Source organism: archaeon, from assembly GCA_016432545.1.
Taxonomy (GTDB): Archaea; Thermoproteota; Nitrososphaeria; order Nitrososphaerales; family Gagatemarchaeaceae; genus UBA183.
Map to the genome: position 1 here is coordinate 667025 of CP066694.1, position 14310 is coordinate 681334.

Sequence of the window (14310 nt, forward strand, 5' to 3'; positions counted from 1 at the left end):
TCCATCTCTCTGTCCATCATCGGGAGATGCTGGGACATCGGTTTCAAGGCCTCTTCTCCTCCGCCCGTCGCTTCCTCTCTCTGTCCAATTCCCTCGCCCAAGTTCCGTATCGTTCTTTGCTGACCATGAGGTTTTTCTCGACGCTCAGAAGGAACTCCTCGAGTATCATGAGTAGTTCCTCCTTCATCGGCTCCGAGATTTCTCTCTTTGGCTTCTTCAGCGAGGCCTTGCTCCCCTTCGTTCCCACATAGACGGAATCCTGCCTTCTTACTTCCATGTTGGTTATCAGGTCGATAATGTGCCCCTTCCCCTTGAGATTCACCTTGTCCGTGTTGTAGGTATCTCTCAGGATTTTGTCCACTTCGAGGGCTTTTGCTTCTCCTCCTTCGGCCTGCGCCGCTTTGAGGAACAGAAAAAGGGCGAAGAGATTCTGCTTGCTCTTGTGCGAGGTCATTATCGGCCACGGCTTCTTGCCGTCGACTTGCGCTATCAGTTCCTCAGGTTTAGCGCTACCCTTCGATACCATGTCCGCAAGTTGGGCCTTCATCAGTTCCTCAATAGATGCCACAGCGAGCGTGAACGCCCTCGGCGAACCCCTCTTCATCAGGAGCCAAGCCTCGTCGCGAAGTTCCGCCGCATTGAGGTAAGCCTCCTTCGCAATCTCCCAATAGTCTGTTTCCGCATCCTTGGTCAATGACACACCTCTCGGTCGTGGGCCGCGTTCTGAATGACTGTCTCCCATTTGTTCCCCCCCTCAATCGAAATCCCCGCCGCCTCTGCGGGCGTCTTGCCCTTCAGGGCCATATGGGGCCTGAAGTAGTTGTGGTAGAGTTGGATTCCCTTCAGTATCGGGGAGTCGGCCCTCTTGACCCCGCGCATGACCTTCTCACGGTCTCTGAACTCTCCGTTTAGCCGTTCCATCTTGTTGTTGTTATGGTCGCCCTTCAGAGTGATGTGTCGGATGTGGACGGTCTTGGGCTGGTTCGGGTTGTAGATGTTGCGATACTCCCTCTTCCAAGCGTCGTGATAGGCTTCCATCCCGTCCGTGATTATCGTCTGAGGCTTCTTCCCCATCAGGTCGCGACTTCTCGCGAAGAGGCTTCCCGCGTCGTGCCTTCCCTTCGTGTCAGCGACTTCCTGAGCAATCCAGAAGCGGGTCTCGTCGTCCATCGTGGCGAAAAGATACTTCGTGTTGCCGCTAATCTTCAGATAGACCTCATCCGCCCTCCATGTGTCTGAGACCTGAGGGGTGATTTGACTCAGATACTTCTCCATCAGGGCGACATACTTCGCAATCCAGTTGTGGATTGTCTGTGGGGACCTGATTTCGACTCCCTGAAGCAAGAGGGCCTTCTGTGTAGTCCTCAGGCTCTCGCCTGAAAAGTAGAGTTGGAGGGCAGTGGTGATCGCCTGAGGAGTCGCCTTCATCCCCTCGAAGCCGATGTTTCGGGCGAACCTCTTGCCGCACGAGCGGCACGAGAAACGTTGGATGTTCCCGTTCTGGTTGTGCCTGAGGCCGTCCTTGACTACCTCGACAGAGGCACAGAAGAGGCACGACTGGTAGTCAAGGGGCACGACCCTCTTGGCGTTCTCTATTCTCCGCCTAATCTCAAGAGAGAGTTCGACCGCGAAGATGTGCTTACACTTCTGCTCTCGGTGGATGAAGTCGGGGCAAGCGCAAGTCCAGCCGAGTTCTGTCGAGAGGACTTGGTATTCCCCATTCCCCGACTGGCTCTTGACGCGATACTCGTTCTGGTCTATCCTTCGGACGTTGAACTCGACCTCTGCGATTGTCTGCCCCTTCATCCTGCGAGAATCAAAAACGGGAGTGGTCATCGGTCGGCCAACTCCCAGTCGTTCTGACGGGCCTCTGAGTCCTCGAAGGATTCGCCCATCTCCCTTGCGTCGATTTGCGCGGGTGTCATGTGTCCATAGGTGTATATCCGCACCTATATTAGCATTGTCCCTATTGACACCTATACGCACACAGTTAAATACGAATGCTGAGGGGGAGAATGCCGATGCAGAAGCGGTATAATGTCGCCATGACTGAGGAGTTGGAACGGAGGCTTGAAGCCGAGCGGAAAAAACGGGCTCTTGATTCGATTCCTGAGACAATACGGTATATCGTAAGTGACTATCTTGCGAAGGTCTGACGCTCGAAGTTGAAGCATAGTTATGACTAAATAACGGAGTGAGGGGCTCAATCATGTTGCGGACACGCGGAGGACGGTCAACCTTCGGAGGGCTATTCGGTATACTACTCTTCATGGTTCTCGCGGTGGCGATCTTCCAGATTCTCGGCCAGACGTTCAACTCCTCGTCTTTGACGGGGGCGGGAACCAACTTCCTCGAAGTGCTATTCATTATGGTGATTGTCATCTTCCTCATGAGACTTCTCGGAGGTGGGGGAAGAGGCGGAGTCTGACTTCGCCTTTCTTTTTACGACCAATTCTTCGACCCAATCCTTGACCAATTCTTCGAAGACGAAAATATAGTATCCTGACGCCGCGAAGATAGAGAGTGCAACGAGCGCCGTGATGAAGGCATATGGTGAGATGTCAACAGTCGAGAATATCCCCGCTCCTTCTACCATCACCCAGTCTACGAGCGCAATCACGCCAGACACGACCGAGAAGTATCGTATTCTCCTCAGAACGCGATAGGGGTATCGAGCATCTTTCTCGGGCTTTCCGCGTCTCAACATGGCGTCATGGACGTCCTTGGACTTGTCATGATACTCATGGGGAAGGAAGAATGCCGTCAAGACCATGATTCCAGCCCACCCGAAACCGAAGGCCGTAGCGTCGAACTGCATTAACGCCAGCAACGCGAGCACCCCGATGATATAAGCCCCCACCGAAATTTCTTGGGTTTCACGCTTCCCTTCATGGCTATGGCGAATCTCCTTAAGAGAGGAATATCGCAATCAGGCCCATCTCCCGATGATGGACAGAGAGATGGACTCCCCCCGTTTGGACAGAACCCTGAGAAGGAGAGGCGCTTTGCGTCTAGGCCAGGACTGAGCGGAGCTCGGTGGCTGCGACGACCCTTGCCACCCGGAGGAGCCCGGGGAGGCCGAGCGCAGCAAGGAGGGCGGAAGCGTGGAAGTCGAAGTCTGTCTGCGAAAGGCGGAGCATCAGCTTTGGGGTGGCCATCACGTCGACCAGAGATTCGAGGTCCTGGTTGGAGAGACGCTCGAAGAGCCCTCTGAGCCTGCGCATGGTGCGCATCTCCTTGAGGAAGCGAGAGTCCCACTCCCGCTGGTAGTTCGCCAGTGCCGAAGGTCGATCGGTCTTGATGCTCTCCGCACACCATCGGGCCGCCGCGACGGCACCGGCCACGGAGGTCATTATCCCCCCCGCCGTTGTCGGCTTGACCTGGCCGGCTGATTCGCCGACGAAGATCCTGCGCCTCGTGACAAAGCTGGAAATCGGGCCTCCCACGTAGATCGGGGCGGAGACCCTGCGGAGTATCTTGGAGGGCCTGCTGGAGAGGAAGGCGTCGAGGGCCTTGAAGGGGTTGACGCCACGCCCAGCCGCACCGACCTTTGCCCTGTGGTTACCGAATGGAATCACCCAGGCGAAGAACCCCGGATATTTCGAGGCGTCCGGGTAGACTTCGACGACCCTCTCCCTGACCCAGTCTCCCTCTATCTCGTACTTCGCAGCGGGGAGGATCCCGGACCTCGGGCTGGAGGAGGGGCCGGTCGCGTCGACGTAGTACCTGGCGGAGAGGCTCTCGCCCGCTTCGACTTTCACGCCCTCGGCGGTCGAGGAGACTGAGGAGACCCTCGAGCCCGTCCGGACCTGGGACCCGGCTGACGCAGCCTCTTCGGCGAGCTGCTTGTCGTAAGCGCTCCTGTCTAGTACGACGACGTCGAGGGCGGTCGCATTGACGGCAAAGCGGCGGCCTCGGGGCGAGGTGATCAGCGCAGACGAGATGCCGTTCTGCACCACGTCCGGGGCGGGCGGGTGCCCGAAGAGCTTCAGGCCGCGAAGACTGACGAGTCCGTCGCACTTCTCGGGCTCGCCGACCTCGGGGTGCTCCTCGAGCACGAGGACGGAGAGGCCCCTGCGGGAGGCTTCGGACGAGAAGGCGAGCCCGGCGACGCTCCCCCCGCCGACTATGACGTCGAAATCGGGGCGCAATTTCGAAGGACTCTGCAAAGGCTTATTCACAGTCGTAATAAAGTGGACGAGATGAAACAGGCAGTAGTGGTGAGGACAGACATCAAGATGGGCAAAGGGAAGATTGCGGCGCAGGTCGCCCACGCATCTCTCGCCGCGGCGGAGGAGGCCATGGGCAGAAGGTCGGCATGGTACGAGGCCTGGAAACAGGGAGGTCAGGCCAAGGTGGTGCTGAAGGCGCAGGGAGAAGACGAGCTTCAGGAGCTCTTCAGGATGGCGAGGGCAGCGAAGCTCCCTTCGGCGCTCATACAGGACAGGGGGCTGACACAGGTCGAGCCTGGGACGGTGACGTGCCTGGGGATCGGGCCAGGCCCTGACGAGGAAGTCGACAAGATCACCGGGAAGCTCAAGCTCCTTTGAGAGGGGCCCCATCCGCCGACGCTGCCGTCGGCATGGAGGTCTATGTCACGGACGGCGCTCCGTGCACTGGCAGGGCCAAGGCGCTGGACTCGGACTTCCGAGTCCAGGAATACCTAAGCCTCGAGGGACTGCAGTCTGAGAGAGGCGAGGGGTACGTCCCTCTCTACAGGGTCGAGAAGAGGGGGATTGACACGATGCACCTGGCGAAGGAACTCGCAGCTGTCCTCAAGAGCCGGGTCAGCTACGGAGGGCTCAAGGACAAGAGGGCTCACGCGGTCCAGTACATCACTCCAACCAGCTCGAGGGCCCTTAGCCCTGCGAGGGCGTCGTCAGAAGGCTGGGAAGCCACGCTGGAAGGATTTCTCCCACGGCCGCTGTCCCGCGGACAGGTCGTAGCGAACTCTTTCGAGTTGATCCTCAGAGACTGCTGCAGCGAGGTCGGGGAGAGAGCGAACGACGCGCTTGAAACCTCTGCGGGCCACAGGCTTCCCAATTTCTACGGACACCAGAGATTCGGGCTGAGGGGGGTAGGTACGCACAGGGTGGGGCGGGAGATCGTGAAGGGGAGATTCGAGGAGGCCGTAAGACTGCTCCTCTGTGAGCCTCGGGAGAGAGACTCATCTGAAGCCGGCGAGGCGAGACAGGCCTTCAGGGAGGGGAGGTATGAGGAAGGGGTCGGGCTACTTCCGAGGGGCCAGGAGGAAGAAGCGAGCGTCGCACGCGCCCTCGCCAGAAGGCCAGGCGACTGGATAGGGGCCCTCAGGAGCGTCCCGGTCAAGCTCCGGAGGCTCTACGTCCAGGCCTACCAGTCGTATCTCTTCAACAGGACCCTGAGCAGGGCCCTCAGGAGTGGGCTGGACATCTCCTCGTACGAATCGGGAGACAACTGGAGCCGGCTCGGTGAGGACGGGCTTACGCTGTCTCGCGTCGGCGGGGTCAGGGACCCTCCGGAGCAGGGGGCGGTCCCGATGGTCCAGATCCCTGGATTCGCGATCAGGGACTACGGTTCGCGGTTCGACGCCTGCCTCAAAGAGGTCCTGGAAGAGGAGGGAGTCACGGGCGGAGAGTTCTACGTCAAGGAGATGCTGGAGGCGTCGGCCGAGGGAGGCTTCAGGGTCCCCCACCTCCTGGTCGCCGGTACTTCGGCAGAGTCCGGTCCGGGGACAGCGACCCTGAAGTTCACGCTGGCCAAGGGACAGTATGCGACCGTCTTCATCAGGGAGGTCCTGAAACCGGCAGACCCCGCAAACGCCGGTCTCGCCTAGAATCCTTATACGCCGTTTTCAGATGGCAACCTCAATCCATGTCCGAGGAGGTCTTCGACCTTACGATCGTCGGCGCGGGGCCGAGCGGCTTGTTCGCGGCCTTCTATGCGGGGCTGAGGCAGATGAAGACGAAGGTGGTCGACGCCCTGGAGGAGCCGGGAGGACAGGTGGCCGTCCTTTATCCTGAGAAGTACATCTTCGACGCCCCCGGATTTGCGAAGATCCTGGCGAAGGACCTGGTCAAGAACCTGGTGGAGCAGGCCTTCCAGTACAGCCCCACGGTCGTCCTGGGCGAGAGGGTGACCGCGCTCCAGAAGAAGGACGGGATCTTTGAGCTTGGGACCGACAAGGGGACAAAGCATCTGAGCAAGGCGGTCCTCATCGCGGCAGGAGTAGGGGCCTTTTCACCGAACAGGCTGGAGGCCCTGGGTGCGGCAGACTACGAGGGGAAGGGAGTCTATTACTTCGTGAAGGACAAGAGCGTCTTCAAGGACAAGAGGCTCCTGATCGTTGGAGGAGGGGACTCGGCGGTGGACTGGGCCTTGAACATCAAGGGCCTCGCGAAGAAGATCACTCTGGTCCACAGGAGGGACATCTTCAGGGCGCACGAGCAGAGTGTCGCGGACCTGCTGAATTCTGAGGTCGAGATGAGGCTCTTCTATGAGGTCAAGAGCGTCTCAGGGGACGGCGCTAGAGTCACGGGAGCGGTAATCTTCGACAACAGGTCGAAGGTCGAGACGACCATAGAGGTCGACGCGATCCTGGTCAACATAGGGTTCAGGGCAGACCTCGGTCCGATAAAGGACTGGGGGCTGCAGATCGACGGGAGGGAGATCTCTGTCAACGGCAAGATGGAGACCAACATCCCGGGTGTCTATGTGGCGGGAGACATCGCGGGACCGATGGACGGAGTGAAGCTCAACCTGATCGCGACCGGGTATGCGCAGGCGGCTCTTGCGGTCAACGTGGCGAAGGCGTACATCGACCCGAACTCTAAGATCTTCCCAGGCCACAGCAGCGAAATGAAGAGATAGGACTCAGGTCGTAATGCCGAGGACGCGCCGGTAGTTGTAGTCCTTCCTCACGGCTGGGTGGAGCGGGTCCACTAGGATGCACTCGAACCATGCGTGGATGCCATCCTCCCAGACTGGGTAGGACCCGAGGAGCTTCAGGTTCGGGTGGCGCTGGGAGACTCTCCTCTCGGCTACCGCCTGGGAAGAGACAGCGGACTTGATCTTGAGGACTCCCATGTGCTTGGGCCTTCTGCCTGAGGTGGGGCGCTGCTTCCTCATCCCTCCTCTGGAGACCCTCGCGCGAACGACCACGACGCCCTCCTTGGCCTTGTAGCCCAGGGCGCGCGCCCGGTCGAGGCGCCACGGGCGGTCGACTCTTAGCATGGCCGGCTCCTTCCGAAGGTCTACGGCCCTCTCCCTGATGTTGGCAGCCTTCTCGTGGAAGATGCTCTGCCAAGTCTTCGCGATCTGCCTGTACATGGGCATCTGAGCGCCTCGAAGGCGGTGGCCAAATAAACGTTCTCGGCCTAGGTGCCGGAAAAGAAGGCCGCTACCTTCTCACCGATGTACCTGACCGCGCTCCCCTGCGCTTCCTGGGTCTGGCCCCCGACGTGCGGGGTGAGGATGGTCCGGGGGGCGGTGAGGATCGCACCAGAAGGGGGCTCCTGTTCGAAGACGTCGAGCGCGGCGCCCATGATCTTGCGGTCTTCGAGGGCCTTCGAGAGGGCGGCCTCGTCGACCACCCCTCCGCGCGAAGTGTTGACCAAGAAGGAGGTCGGCTTCATCTTCGAGAGCCTGGCAGAGTCGACGAGGTGCCTGGTTTCCTCGGTCAAGGGAACGTGGAGGGTGATGTAGTCTGCGCTCCCGAAGAGCTGGTCGAGGGTTGCGAGCCGGGCGCCGACGCTTGACAAGGCGTCCGGCGGGATCGGGATGACGTCGTAGACTAGGACGGGCATCCCGAGGACGTGCGCGATCTCGGCGATCCTCCTGCCAATCCTCCCAAAGCCGACGACTCCCAGGGTCTTGCTCTTCAGCTCGGTCCCCGTCAGTGAGTTCTTCTCCCACCCCCCTGACTTGGTGGACTTGTCGGCGTCCACAAGATGTCGGGAGAGGGCGAGCATCAGCGCGACGACGTGCTCAGAGACAGCCTCGACGAGGGACTCGGGACTGTTGATGACTTTGACCCCCTTTGACTCGGCGTATCCGACGTCTATGTTGTCCAGGCCGGTCCCCGGGCGCGCGACCAGCTTGAGGCGCGTCGCCTTGTCGAGGACCTCCCGGTCGACCTTCGTCCTGCTCCGGACCAAGATCGCGTCGAAGGTGCCGGCGATCCCGAGGAGCTCCTCGTGCGAGATTGTCGGGCGATAGTCGACTTCGACCTTGGGGCCGAGGCCGAGCTCGTTGACGTCGATCTGGTCGCAGATCAGTAACCGTGGCATTGCTTCAGGCGCTCCGGCGGATGCACTGCCTCGCCGCCTCAGCGACGAGCGATATATCGGTTGATTGGACCTGGTCCAGTTCTGCGAGTGCACGGACGTCTTGTGGCTGTGCGGAGGCAAGGGCCACCGCGGCGTGCGAGCCAGGGCTCCCGCCCACCAGTTGCAGGCCCAACAGGCGCAGCGACCTGCGCTCGTAGAGGACTGAACAGACTTCCGGACCTTCGCCCGTGACCGTCCGCGAGGCGTCGAGGCCTGCCCAGGTCGCCTCGTCGTGGGTCAGCCCCGCGACGGAGACCGGGACCCCGAAGAACTCGAAGCTCTCGGGGGGAGGCGAGGTTAAATGCGCGTGCCGACCGGCAGCGTTGGCCCCTGCGACCCGGGGAGGCGAAGGGGCCGATCCTGCGGGCGTGCCGGATGCGAAGGCCCCCGGAGAGTAGGCGGACGAGCCCCCTGCCGCGAACAGCCCGGGCGTGTCGGAGGCCTGGGACGAGTCGACGAGGATGGCTCCCCTCTCTCCGACTGAGGCCTCGAGCAGGGGCGGGTTCGGGACCGTGGAGGGGAGGGCGAGGAGCAGGTCGCATGGGAGGAGCTCCCTTGTGGAAAGCAGGACGACCTGGACCCTCGAGCTTCCGAGCGCGGCCGCGACCTGGCCGCGGGCAAGCCCTAAGCTGTGTTGGCTCGCGATGCCAGCCAGAGCCCCGGCTCCTTCGGCGCAGAGCCTACGAAGACCGATGGGAGAACCAGTGACGAGGGTCACTTTCGAGCCTCCAATGACGAGTCCGGCCGCGAGTGCGAGCGCCTCGGGCCCCTCCCCCTGGACGACCACGCGGTCCCCCGGAGGGGTTTCGTCCGGGCCAGCGTCGCCCGTCAGGAAGACCCCGGGCTTGGACGACCCTGGAAATCGCCTTACCCTCTTCTTGGTTCCGGTCGAGACCACCACGGCGTCGTAGTGACCCCGGGACCGGGATGTGGAGACTGCGCGGGCTCCGTTTACAGAGATTACCCTCGTTCCCCACGAGACGGACCCTTCGAGCGACCCGAGGAATCGGGACAGACCTCCTGCTTCGGGGAGGGGCTCGGCCTCGAAGACTTCGACCGCGGCGCCCCTCGCAGACGCTTCGACGGCGGCGGCAGTGCCCGCCTTTCCTGCCCCGACGACTGCGACTCGCCGCATGTTACTGCGAGAATTCGCTGAGGGTTATAACGGGGACAGGGTCCGGACCGCCCGTGATCGTGGGGGTCGTCGGCAAACCTAATGTCGGCAAGTCGACCTTCTTCGCGGCCGCGACGATGAAGGACGTTCCCATCGCGGACTATCCTTTCACGACGATCCAGGCGAACGTAGGGGTCGCTTACCTGAAGACGAAGTGCGTGTGCAGGGAGCTCGGCGTCACTGACAAGCCAAGAAACTCGCTCTGCGTCGATGGGTCCAGGCTCATCCCGGTCAGGCTGATCGATGTCGCGGGACTCGTCGAAGGGGCCTCGCAGGGAAGGGGCCTCGGGAACCAGTTCCTCGACGAGCTAAGGCAGGCGGACGCCCTGATCCAGGTCGTCGACGCCTCAGGCTCGACAGACCTCGAAGGGAAGAAGGTCCCGGTCGGGAGCCACGACCCGAGCCTGGACGTGGAGATGGTGGAAAGGGAGTTCGACCTCTGGGTCTTCGGGCTCCTCAAGAGGGACTGGGAGAAGGCCTCACGCCTCGTCGAGCAGTCGCGAGGGAAGGCGGTCGACCATGTGGCAGACAGGCTCTCTGGGCTTTCAGTTTCCGCGGCGGACGTCGAGGAGGTCGTACTGAGGATAGGCCTGAGGATAGAGAAGCCCAGCGCGTGGACGGACGCTCAGCTCATGGAGCTGGTGGTGGGGGTCAGGAAGCTGACGAAGCCCTCGCTCGTGGCTGCGAACAAGGCCGACCTTCCAAGCGCCCAGGGGAACGTGGAGAAGCTCAAGGCCACGGGGAGGAAGGTCGTTCCCTGCGCCTCCGAGGCCGAGCTCCTCCTGAGGAAGGCCGCCGAGCACGGGCTCGTTAGATACGCGGCTGGGGACGGCACCTTCTCGGTGGACGACCCTTCGAAGCTCAGCCCCGCCCAGTCCGGCGCCCTAAAGATGGTGGATGAGAGGGTCCTGAAGGTCTACGGAGGGACGGGAGTCCAGACGGCCATCAACGAGGCCTTCTTCTCGCTTCTGAAGGCGATAGTGGTCTTCCCGGTCGAAGACGAGACGAAGTTCTCAGACAAGGCCGGGAACGTGCTCCCGGACGCTTTCGTCATGAAGGGGGGCTCGACCGCTCTGGACCTTGCTCGGGCCGTGCACACGGAGCTGGCCGAGAGCTTCCTCTACGCGGTGAATGCCAGGGACGGGAGAAGGCTTGCGGCCGACCATAGGCTCGAGAACAGGGACGTGATCAGGATCGTCTCAGGCAGCAAGCGGGGCTAGGGCCTCGGCTCGCTTGGCTTCGGGCCTGGAGATCAGCTTGCTCTTTCGCACCCCCACGTGCCTCAGGTGCGTGACCTTCTTCGCCTCGTTGTAGACGTCCGACGCCACCTTCTGCAGGACGAGTTCCTGAGCGAAGCCTTCGTAGTTCATCCCCCCTGCCTTCTCCGCGATTACCTTGTCCATGACGATGCGGAGGTCGTGCTTCTTGGAGCTGTTCATCTTTCCTTGAGACAGGGCCATGCAGTAGACTCTCACGACGTATCCGTCCTTGGTCGTGTAGTCCTTGATGAAGTCAGACATCGAGGAGCCGCGCCTGATCAGGCTCCTAAGGAATTCTCTCGAGTATTCGTGGCCCTTGAAGACCGTGTGGGCGGTCTCCCCTTCTACCCGGTCGATCTGGAAGAAGAGCTTGAACGCGTAGTGCTGGGGGTCCTGCTTCAGGATGTCGTAGAGCGTCGTCTCGATGACCCTCCCCGTGGGCTTCTCGATGTCGGTGAGCGGGACCCTAGCGATCGGAGCGTTGCCGAACGAAGCAGAGGCAGTGACTGTGACCCAGGTCTTCAGCTTCCACTTGTCTCTGACCTTGGCGACCTTCTTCGGCAATCTTGGACGACCCGACTCTTTCGGGCTTATAACCTCACTGCCGTTTGAGCGAGGTCGTCCCGCCCATGTAGGGGTGGAGGACCTTTGGTATTGTCACCGAGCCGTCAGCCAGTTGGAAGTTCTCGACGAGGGCCACGAGGGTCCTGGTCACGACGGCCGTAGAGTTCAGGGTGTGGACGAGAGAGGTTGGGTCGCTCTGCTTGTCTCTGTACCTGATGGCGAGGCGCCGCGACTGGAAGTCGGTCACGTTGCTGGCCGACCCCATCTCCCTGTACTTCCCCTGTCCCGGCAGCCAGGCCTCGATGTCGTAGGTCTTGGCTGACATGAATCCGGTGTCCCCGCTGCAGAGGGTCACGACGCGGTGGGGGATGCCGATGGCCCTGTAGATCTCCTCGGTGTTCCCTATCAGCTCCTCGTGGATGGCCCAGCTCTCCTCAGGCCTGCAGAATGCGACCTGCTCGACCTTGTAGAACTGGTGCACTCTGAAGATGCCCTTGGTGTCCCTCCCGTGGGCCCCGGCTTCAACTCTGAAGCATGGCGAGAGGCCTGCATAGCGCATGGGGAGGCCCTTCGGCTCGAGGATCTCGTCGCTGTGCATCGCGACCAGCGAGTGCTCGGAGGTGGCGATCAGGTTGAGGTCCTCGCCCTCTAACTTGTAGATGACCGGACCGAAGTCGTCGATGTTGACCGCCCCCTCGTATGACGCTCGGTTGAGCATGAAGGGCGGCTCCACCGGCGTGAAGCCCTTGGCGGCCAGGAAGTCGAGGGCGAAGCGCATTATCGCGTGCTCGAGCCTGACGGCGTCGCCCTTCAGGAAGGAAAAGCGCGCACCGGCGACCTTGGCCGCCCGCTCCATGTCGAGCATGCCTAGGCCGTTCAGAATGTCCAGGTGGTCCTTGGGCTCGAACTTGAAAGCAGGGCCCTCGCCCCACGTGCGGACTACGACGCTGTCGGACTCGTCCTTCCCCTGGGGGACGCTCTGGTGCAGCAGGTTGGGGAGGGACATCAGGATCTTATCGAGGCGCAGACGCCTCTCCTCTGCCCGAGCTTCGAGGTCCTTGATCTGGCGTGGTATCTCCTTGACCTCTACCAGCTTCTCATCGGCTGACTTCCCCCCCTTCTTCAGGCCGGCTATCTGGGCCGTCAGCTCGTTGTGCTTGTGCCTGAGGCGGTCGACCTCGGTCTTGAGCCGGCGCCAGTCCGAGTCGGCGGAGGCGGCCTCTTCGACCAAGGGAGCCTTACCTTCAGCCCCCCGTCGGCGGAGGCTCTCGACTATCGCGCCGGGGTTCTCCCTGACTACCTTGATGTCGATCAAGCGGATGCTTTGTCCTCGGGCCCCGAGGGGCGTGGACCTGATAAAAGCCATACCCCCTGAAAGAGCGCAGCGTCTCGAAGGATGGAGATTGCAGTCGAAAGGGAGGTCGAAATCCTGGGCGACCGGATGGAATAGGAAAGGGTCGATGCCCTGAGCTTCGACTCCACTTCGAGGCCGGGTGGGAGGTTGGCGTTGTCAGGGGCAAGGACCTCTGCGAGAGAGAGCGCAGCGACTTCGGACCGCGAAGCGATTGAAAGCTGGACTTCGGCCCTCAAGGAGAGACCCGCTCAGCGATGGCCTTGGAGAAGGCGTCGGCCATCGAGGCCGGGATCTTTGCCCCTGCTGCCATCGAGTGGCCCCCACCCACCCCAGACACGGCCTCGGCCGAATCGCGCATCAGCTTGGCCAGGTTTACCACCCCTGGATAGGAGTCCCCGACCCTGGAGGAGACCTTGACGTCAGAGTCCCGGCTCGTCGCGAATCCCACCACGACCTTGTCCCTGTAGCTCGGGGTCGAGGTCAGGATCGAGAGCACAGGACCCAGGAGCTTCTCGTCGACCGCCCCCTCGCCCCTGACCAGCACGAGCGAGCCCTGCGTGGAGATCCTCGAAGGGTCGGAGGTGAGAGACTCCAGGGCTCTGCTGATCCCGGCCCTGTAGTCTGACAGCGTCTTCATTGCGGCGGCCAAGGACTCGGACCTGTCCCCCAGGCAGACCGCTACCCCGACCCCTGAGGCCTCCATCCGCCCGCAGGAGTTGAGCAGAGTTCCAAACTCCCTGGCGTCCCTCAGGGGCGTGTAGGGGTCCTCGAGCTCGAGCGTGTAGACCTCCCCGAAGAGCCCGGCGAGGGCCTCTGTTGCTCCTTCCGCCTGCCCGACCATGCTCGCGAGCACCTCAATGACCTTCTTCTTCTCGTCAGCGCTGAGAGATGAGACCGAGCGCCAGACACTTCCTTCCTTCAGGGCGAGCCCGGATTGGTGGAGCGCGGCGAGGATGGCGTCCTTGTTCCCGGTGACGCCCTTGAGGAGCGGAGTAGATGTCAGCGCGACTGACTCGTGAACGGGACGCGTCTCTCGGCCGGTCAGCATCAGGTCGTTGGCCGTGGAGATGAGGCCCGCCGACTGCGCGTGCTCGAGCGCGGCCCTGTTGAGCCCTGTCAGGGACCTGCCCGGCCCGGAGTCCTGCCTGTCCGCGAGCGCGCCGACGACCGCGAGCGATGCGAGGGCCCGGGCGGACGGGTCCACCGAGGCGGCGAAGAAGTAGGCCATAGTCGAGGAGCAAGCCTCTCGACCGCCATCGTATCCATAGGCCCAGGCGTTGACCACCGACGGCCTCTGGGAGTCACTTTCCTTGATCTGATGGTGGTCGATGACCAGGTACCTTCCGGCGAGAGCCGACTCGAGCTCGTCGAGGAGGGTCGAGGCCAGGTCGGTGAGGATGTAGTAGTCGTACTTCTGGGAGGCCAACGCGGCTACTCCCTTGGGGTCCAGGTCAGGGACCGTTCTGAGTGTGATGTTGGCCCGGGCAGACTTCAGCGCCGAGAAGACGAGAGAGCCGCTGCAGAGGCCGTCGGCGTCGATGTGGGTGACTGCAAGGATCCTCTTCCCGGACTGGGCGAGCTCCACCATCTGGGGAGCGAGGGATGCGTATCGGGCTCTGAGGCCTTCCGGGTCGGGCATCGGAAGGACCAGCC

The 14310-nt window shown here is 61.9% G+C and carries 14 protein-coding genes; 4 read left to right on the forward strand and 10 right to left on the reverse strand.

The genetic code is table 11. The annotated features are described in order from the left end of the window. Positions 1–43: 43 nt before the first annotated feature. The 4 genes from HY247_03705 to HY247_03720 form a co-directional block, all read right to left on the reverse strand. On the reverse strand, positions 44–694 hold the full coding sequence (locus HY247_03705; GenBank protein QQG49419.1) for an AbiV family abortive infection protein: 651 nt from the start codon (positions 692–694) through the stop codon (positions 44–46). Beyond that, positions 691–1761, reverse strand: coding sequence for an IS1/IS6 family transposase (locus HY247_03710; protein ID QQG49546.1), 1071 nt, complete (start codon positions 1759–1761; stop codon positions 691–693). The genes HY247_03705 and HY247_03710 overlap by 4 nt, the downstream gene beginning before the upstream one ends. Positions 1762–2359: 598 nt before the next feature. Continuing rightward, a complete protein-coding gene (locus HY247_03715) occupies positions 2360–2818 on the reverse strand; it encodes a hypothetical protein (protein ID QQG49420.1) in 459 nt (152 codons plus the stop codon). 193 nt (positions 2819–3011) lie between these two features. After that, positions 3012–4151, reverse strand: a complete 1140-nt coding sequence (locus HY247_03720) for an NAD(P)/FAD-dependent oxidoreductase (GenBank protein ID QQG49421.1) — start codon at positions 4149–4151, stop codon at positions 3012–3014. A gap of 51 nt (positions 4152–4202) precedes the next feature. Between HY247_03720 and HY247_03725 the strand changes: the two genes are divergently transcribed. From HY247_03725 to HY247_03735, 3 genes are read left to right on the forward strand one after another with little or no spacing between them, the layout of a single operon-like run. Then, complete coding sequence (locus tag HY247_03725) at positions 4203–4550, forward strand: peptidyl-tRNA hydrolase (protein ID QQG49422.1); 348 nt, start codon at positions 4203–4205, stop codon at positions 4548–4550. After that, complete coding sequence (gene truD / locus HY247_03730) at positions 4547–5815, forward strand: tRNA pseudouridine(13) synthase TruD (protein QQG49423.1); 1269 nt, start codon at positions 4547–4549, stop codon at positions 5813–5815. Before HY247_03725 ends, truD begins: the two co-directional genes overlap by 4 nt. A gap of 38 nt (positions 5816–5853) precedes the next feature. Continuing rightward, positions 5854–6849 carry an NAD(P)/FAD-dependent oxidoreductase gene (locus tag HY247_03735; GenBank protein QQG49424.1) on the forward strand — a complete coding sequence of 332 codons (996 nt, stop codon included), beginning with the start codon at positions 5854–5856 and terminating at the stop codon, positions 6847–6849. 3 nt (positions 6850–6852) lie between these two features. On the opposite strand, the gene HY247_03740 is transcribed toward HY247_03735, so the two are convergent. Genes HY247_03740 through HY247_03750 form a run of 3 tightly spaced genes read right to left on the reverse strand, consistent with a single transcriptional unit; the run spans position 6853 to position 9441 of the window. Further along, positions 6853–7314 (reverse strand): 50S ribosomal protein L15e, encoded by a 462-nt coding sequence (locus tag HY247_03740; GenBank protein ID QQG49425.1) that lies wholly within the window; start codon positions 7312–7314, stop codon positions 6853–6855. Between the two features lie 41 nt (positions 7315–7355). Beyond that, positions 7356–8267, reverse strand: coding sequence for a hydroxyacid dehydrogenase (locus HY247_03745; GenBank protein QQG49426.1), 912 nt, complete (start codon positions 8265–8267; stop codon positions 7356–7358). A gap of 4 nt (positions 8268–8271) precedes the next feature. Continuing rightward, the gene (locus HY247_03750) at positions 8272–9441 is read right to left on the reverse strand and encodes an FAD-dependent oxidoreductase (protein ID QQG49427.1); all 1170 of its coding nucleotides are present in this window, start codon (positions 9439–9441) and stop codon (positions 8272–8274) included. Between the two features lie 53 nt (positions 9442–9494). Here HY247_03750 and HY247_03755 point away from each other — a divergent pair, with 53 nt between their 5' ends. Then, positions 9495–10700 carry a redox-regulated ATPase YchF gene (locus HY247_03755; protein ID QQG49428.1) on the forward strand — a complete coding sequence of 402 codons (1206 nt, stop codon included), beginning with the start codon at positions 9495–9497 and terminating at the stop codon, positions 10698–10700. Here the strand turns inward: HY247_03755 and HY247_03760 are convergent. From HY247_03760 to HY247_03770, 3 genes are all read right to left on the reverse strand, one after another. Continuing rightward, positions 10680–11303 carry a 30S ribosomal protein S3ae gene (locus HY247_03760; protein QQG49429.1) on the reverse strand — a complete coding sequence of 208 codons (624 nt, stop codon included), beginning with the start codon at positions 11301–11303 and terminating at the stop codon, positions 10680–10682. The genes HY247_03755 and HY247_03760 overlap by 21 nt on opposite strands. A 34-nt stretch (positions 11304–11337) precedes the next feature. Further along, positions 11338–12618 (reverse strand): serine--tRNA ligase, encoded by a 1281-nt coding sequence (serS, locus tag HY247_03765; GenBank protein ID QQG49430.1) that lies wholly within the window; start codon positions 12616–12618, stop codon positions 11338–11340. Positions 12619–12889: 271 nt separating this feature from the next. Next, positions 12890–14296, reverse strand: coding sequence for a DHH family phosphoesterase (locus HY247_03770; GenBank protein QQG49431.1), 1407 nt, complete (start codon positions 14294–14296; stop codon positions 12890–12892). Positions 14297–14310: the final 14 nt, after the last annotated feature.

Excerpts from the sequence above, each read along its gene's own strand:
- HY247_03770 (QQG49431.1), bottom strand. The coding sequence starts at position 14,296 with ATGCCCGACCCGGAAGGCCTCAGAGCCCGATACGCATCCCTCGCTCCC.
- HY247_03750 (QQG49427.1), bottom strand. The coding sequence starts at position 9,441 with ATGCGGCGAGTCGCAGTCGTCGGGGCAGGAAAGGCGGGCACTGCCGCC.
- HY247_03735 (QQG49424.1), top strand. The coding sequence starts at position 5,854 with ATGTCCGAGGAGGTCTTCGACCTTACGATCGTCGGCGCGGGGCCGAGC.
- HY247_03725 (QQG49422.1), top strand. The coding sequence starts at position 4,203 with ATGAAACAGGCAGTAGTGGTGAGGACAGACATCAAGATGGGCAAAGGG.
- HY247_03745 (QQG49426.1), bottom strand. The coding sequence starts at position 8,267 with ATGCCACGGTTACTGATCTGCGACCAGATCGACGTCAACGAGCTCGGC.
- HY247_03715 (QQG49420.1), bottom strand. The coding sequence starts at position 2,818 with ATGCAGTTCGACGCTACGGCCTTCGGTTTCGGGTGGGCTGGAATCATG.
- HY247_03740 (QQG49425.1), bottom strand. The coding sequence starts at position 7,314 with ATGCCCATGTACAGGCAGATCGCGAAGACTTGGCAGAGCATCTTCCAC.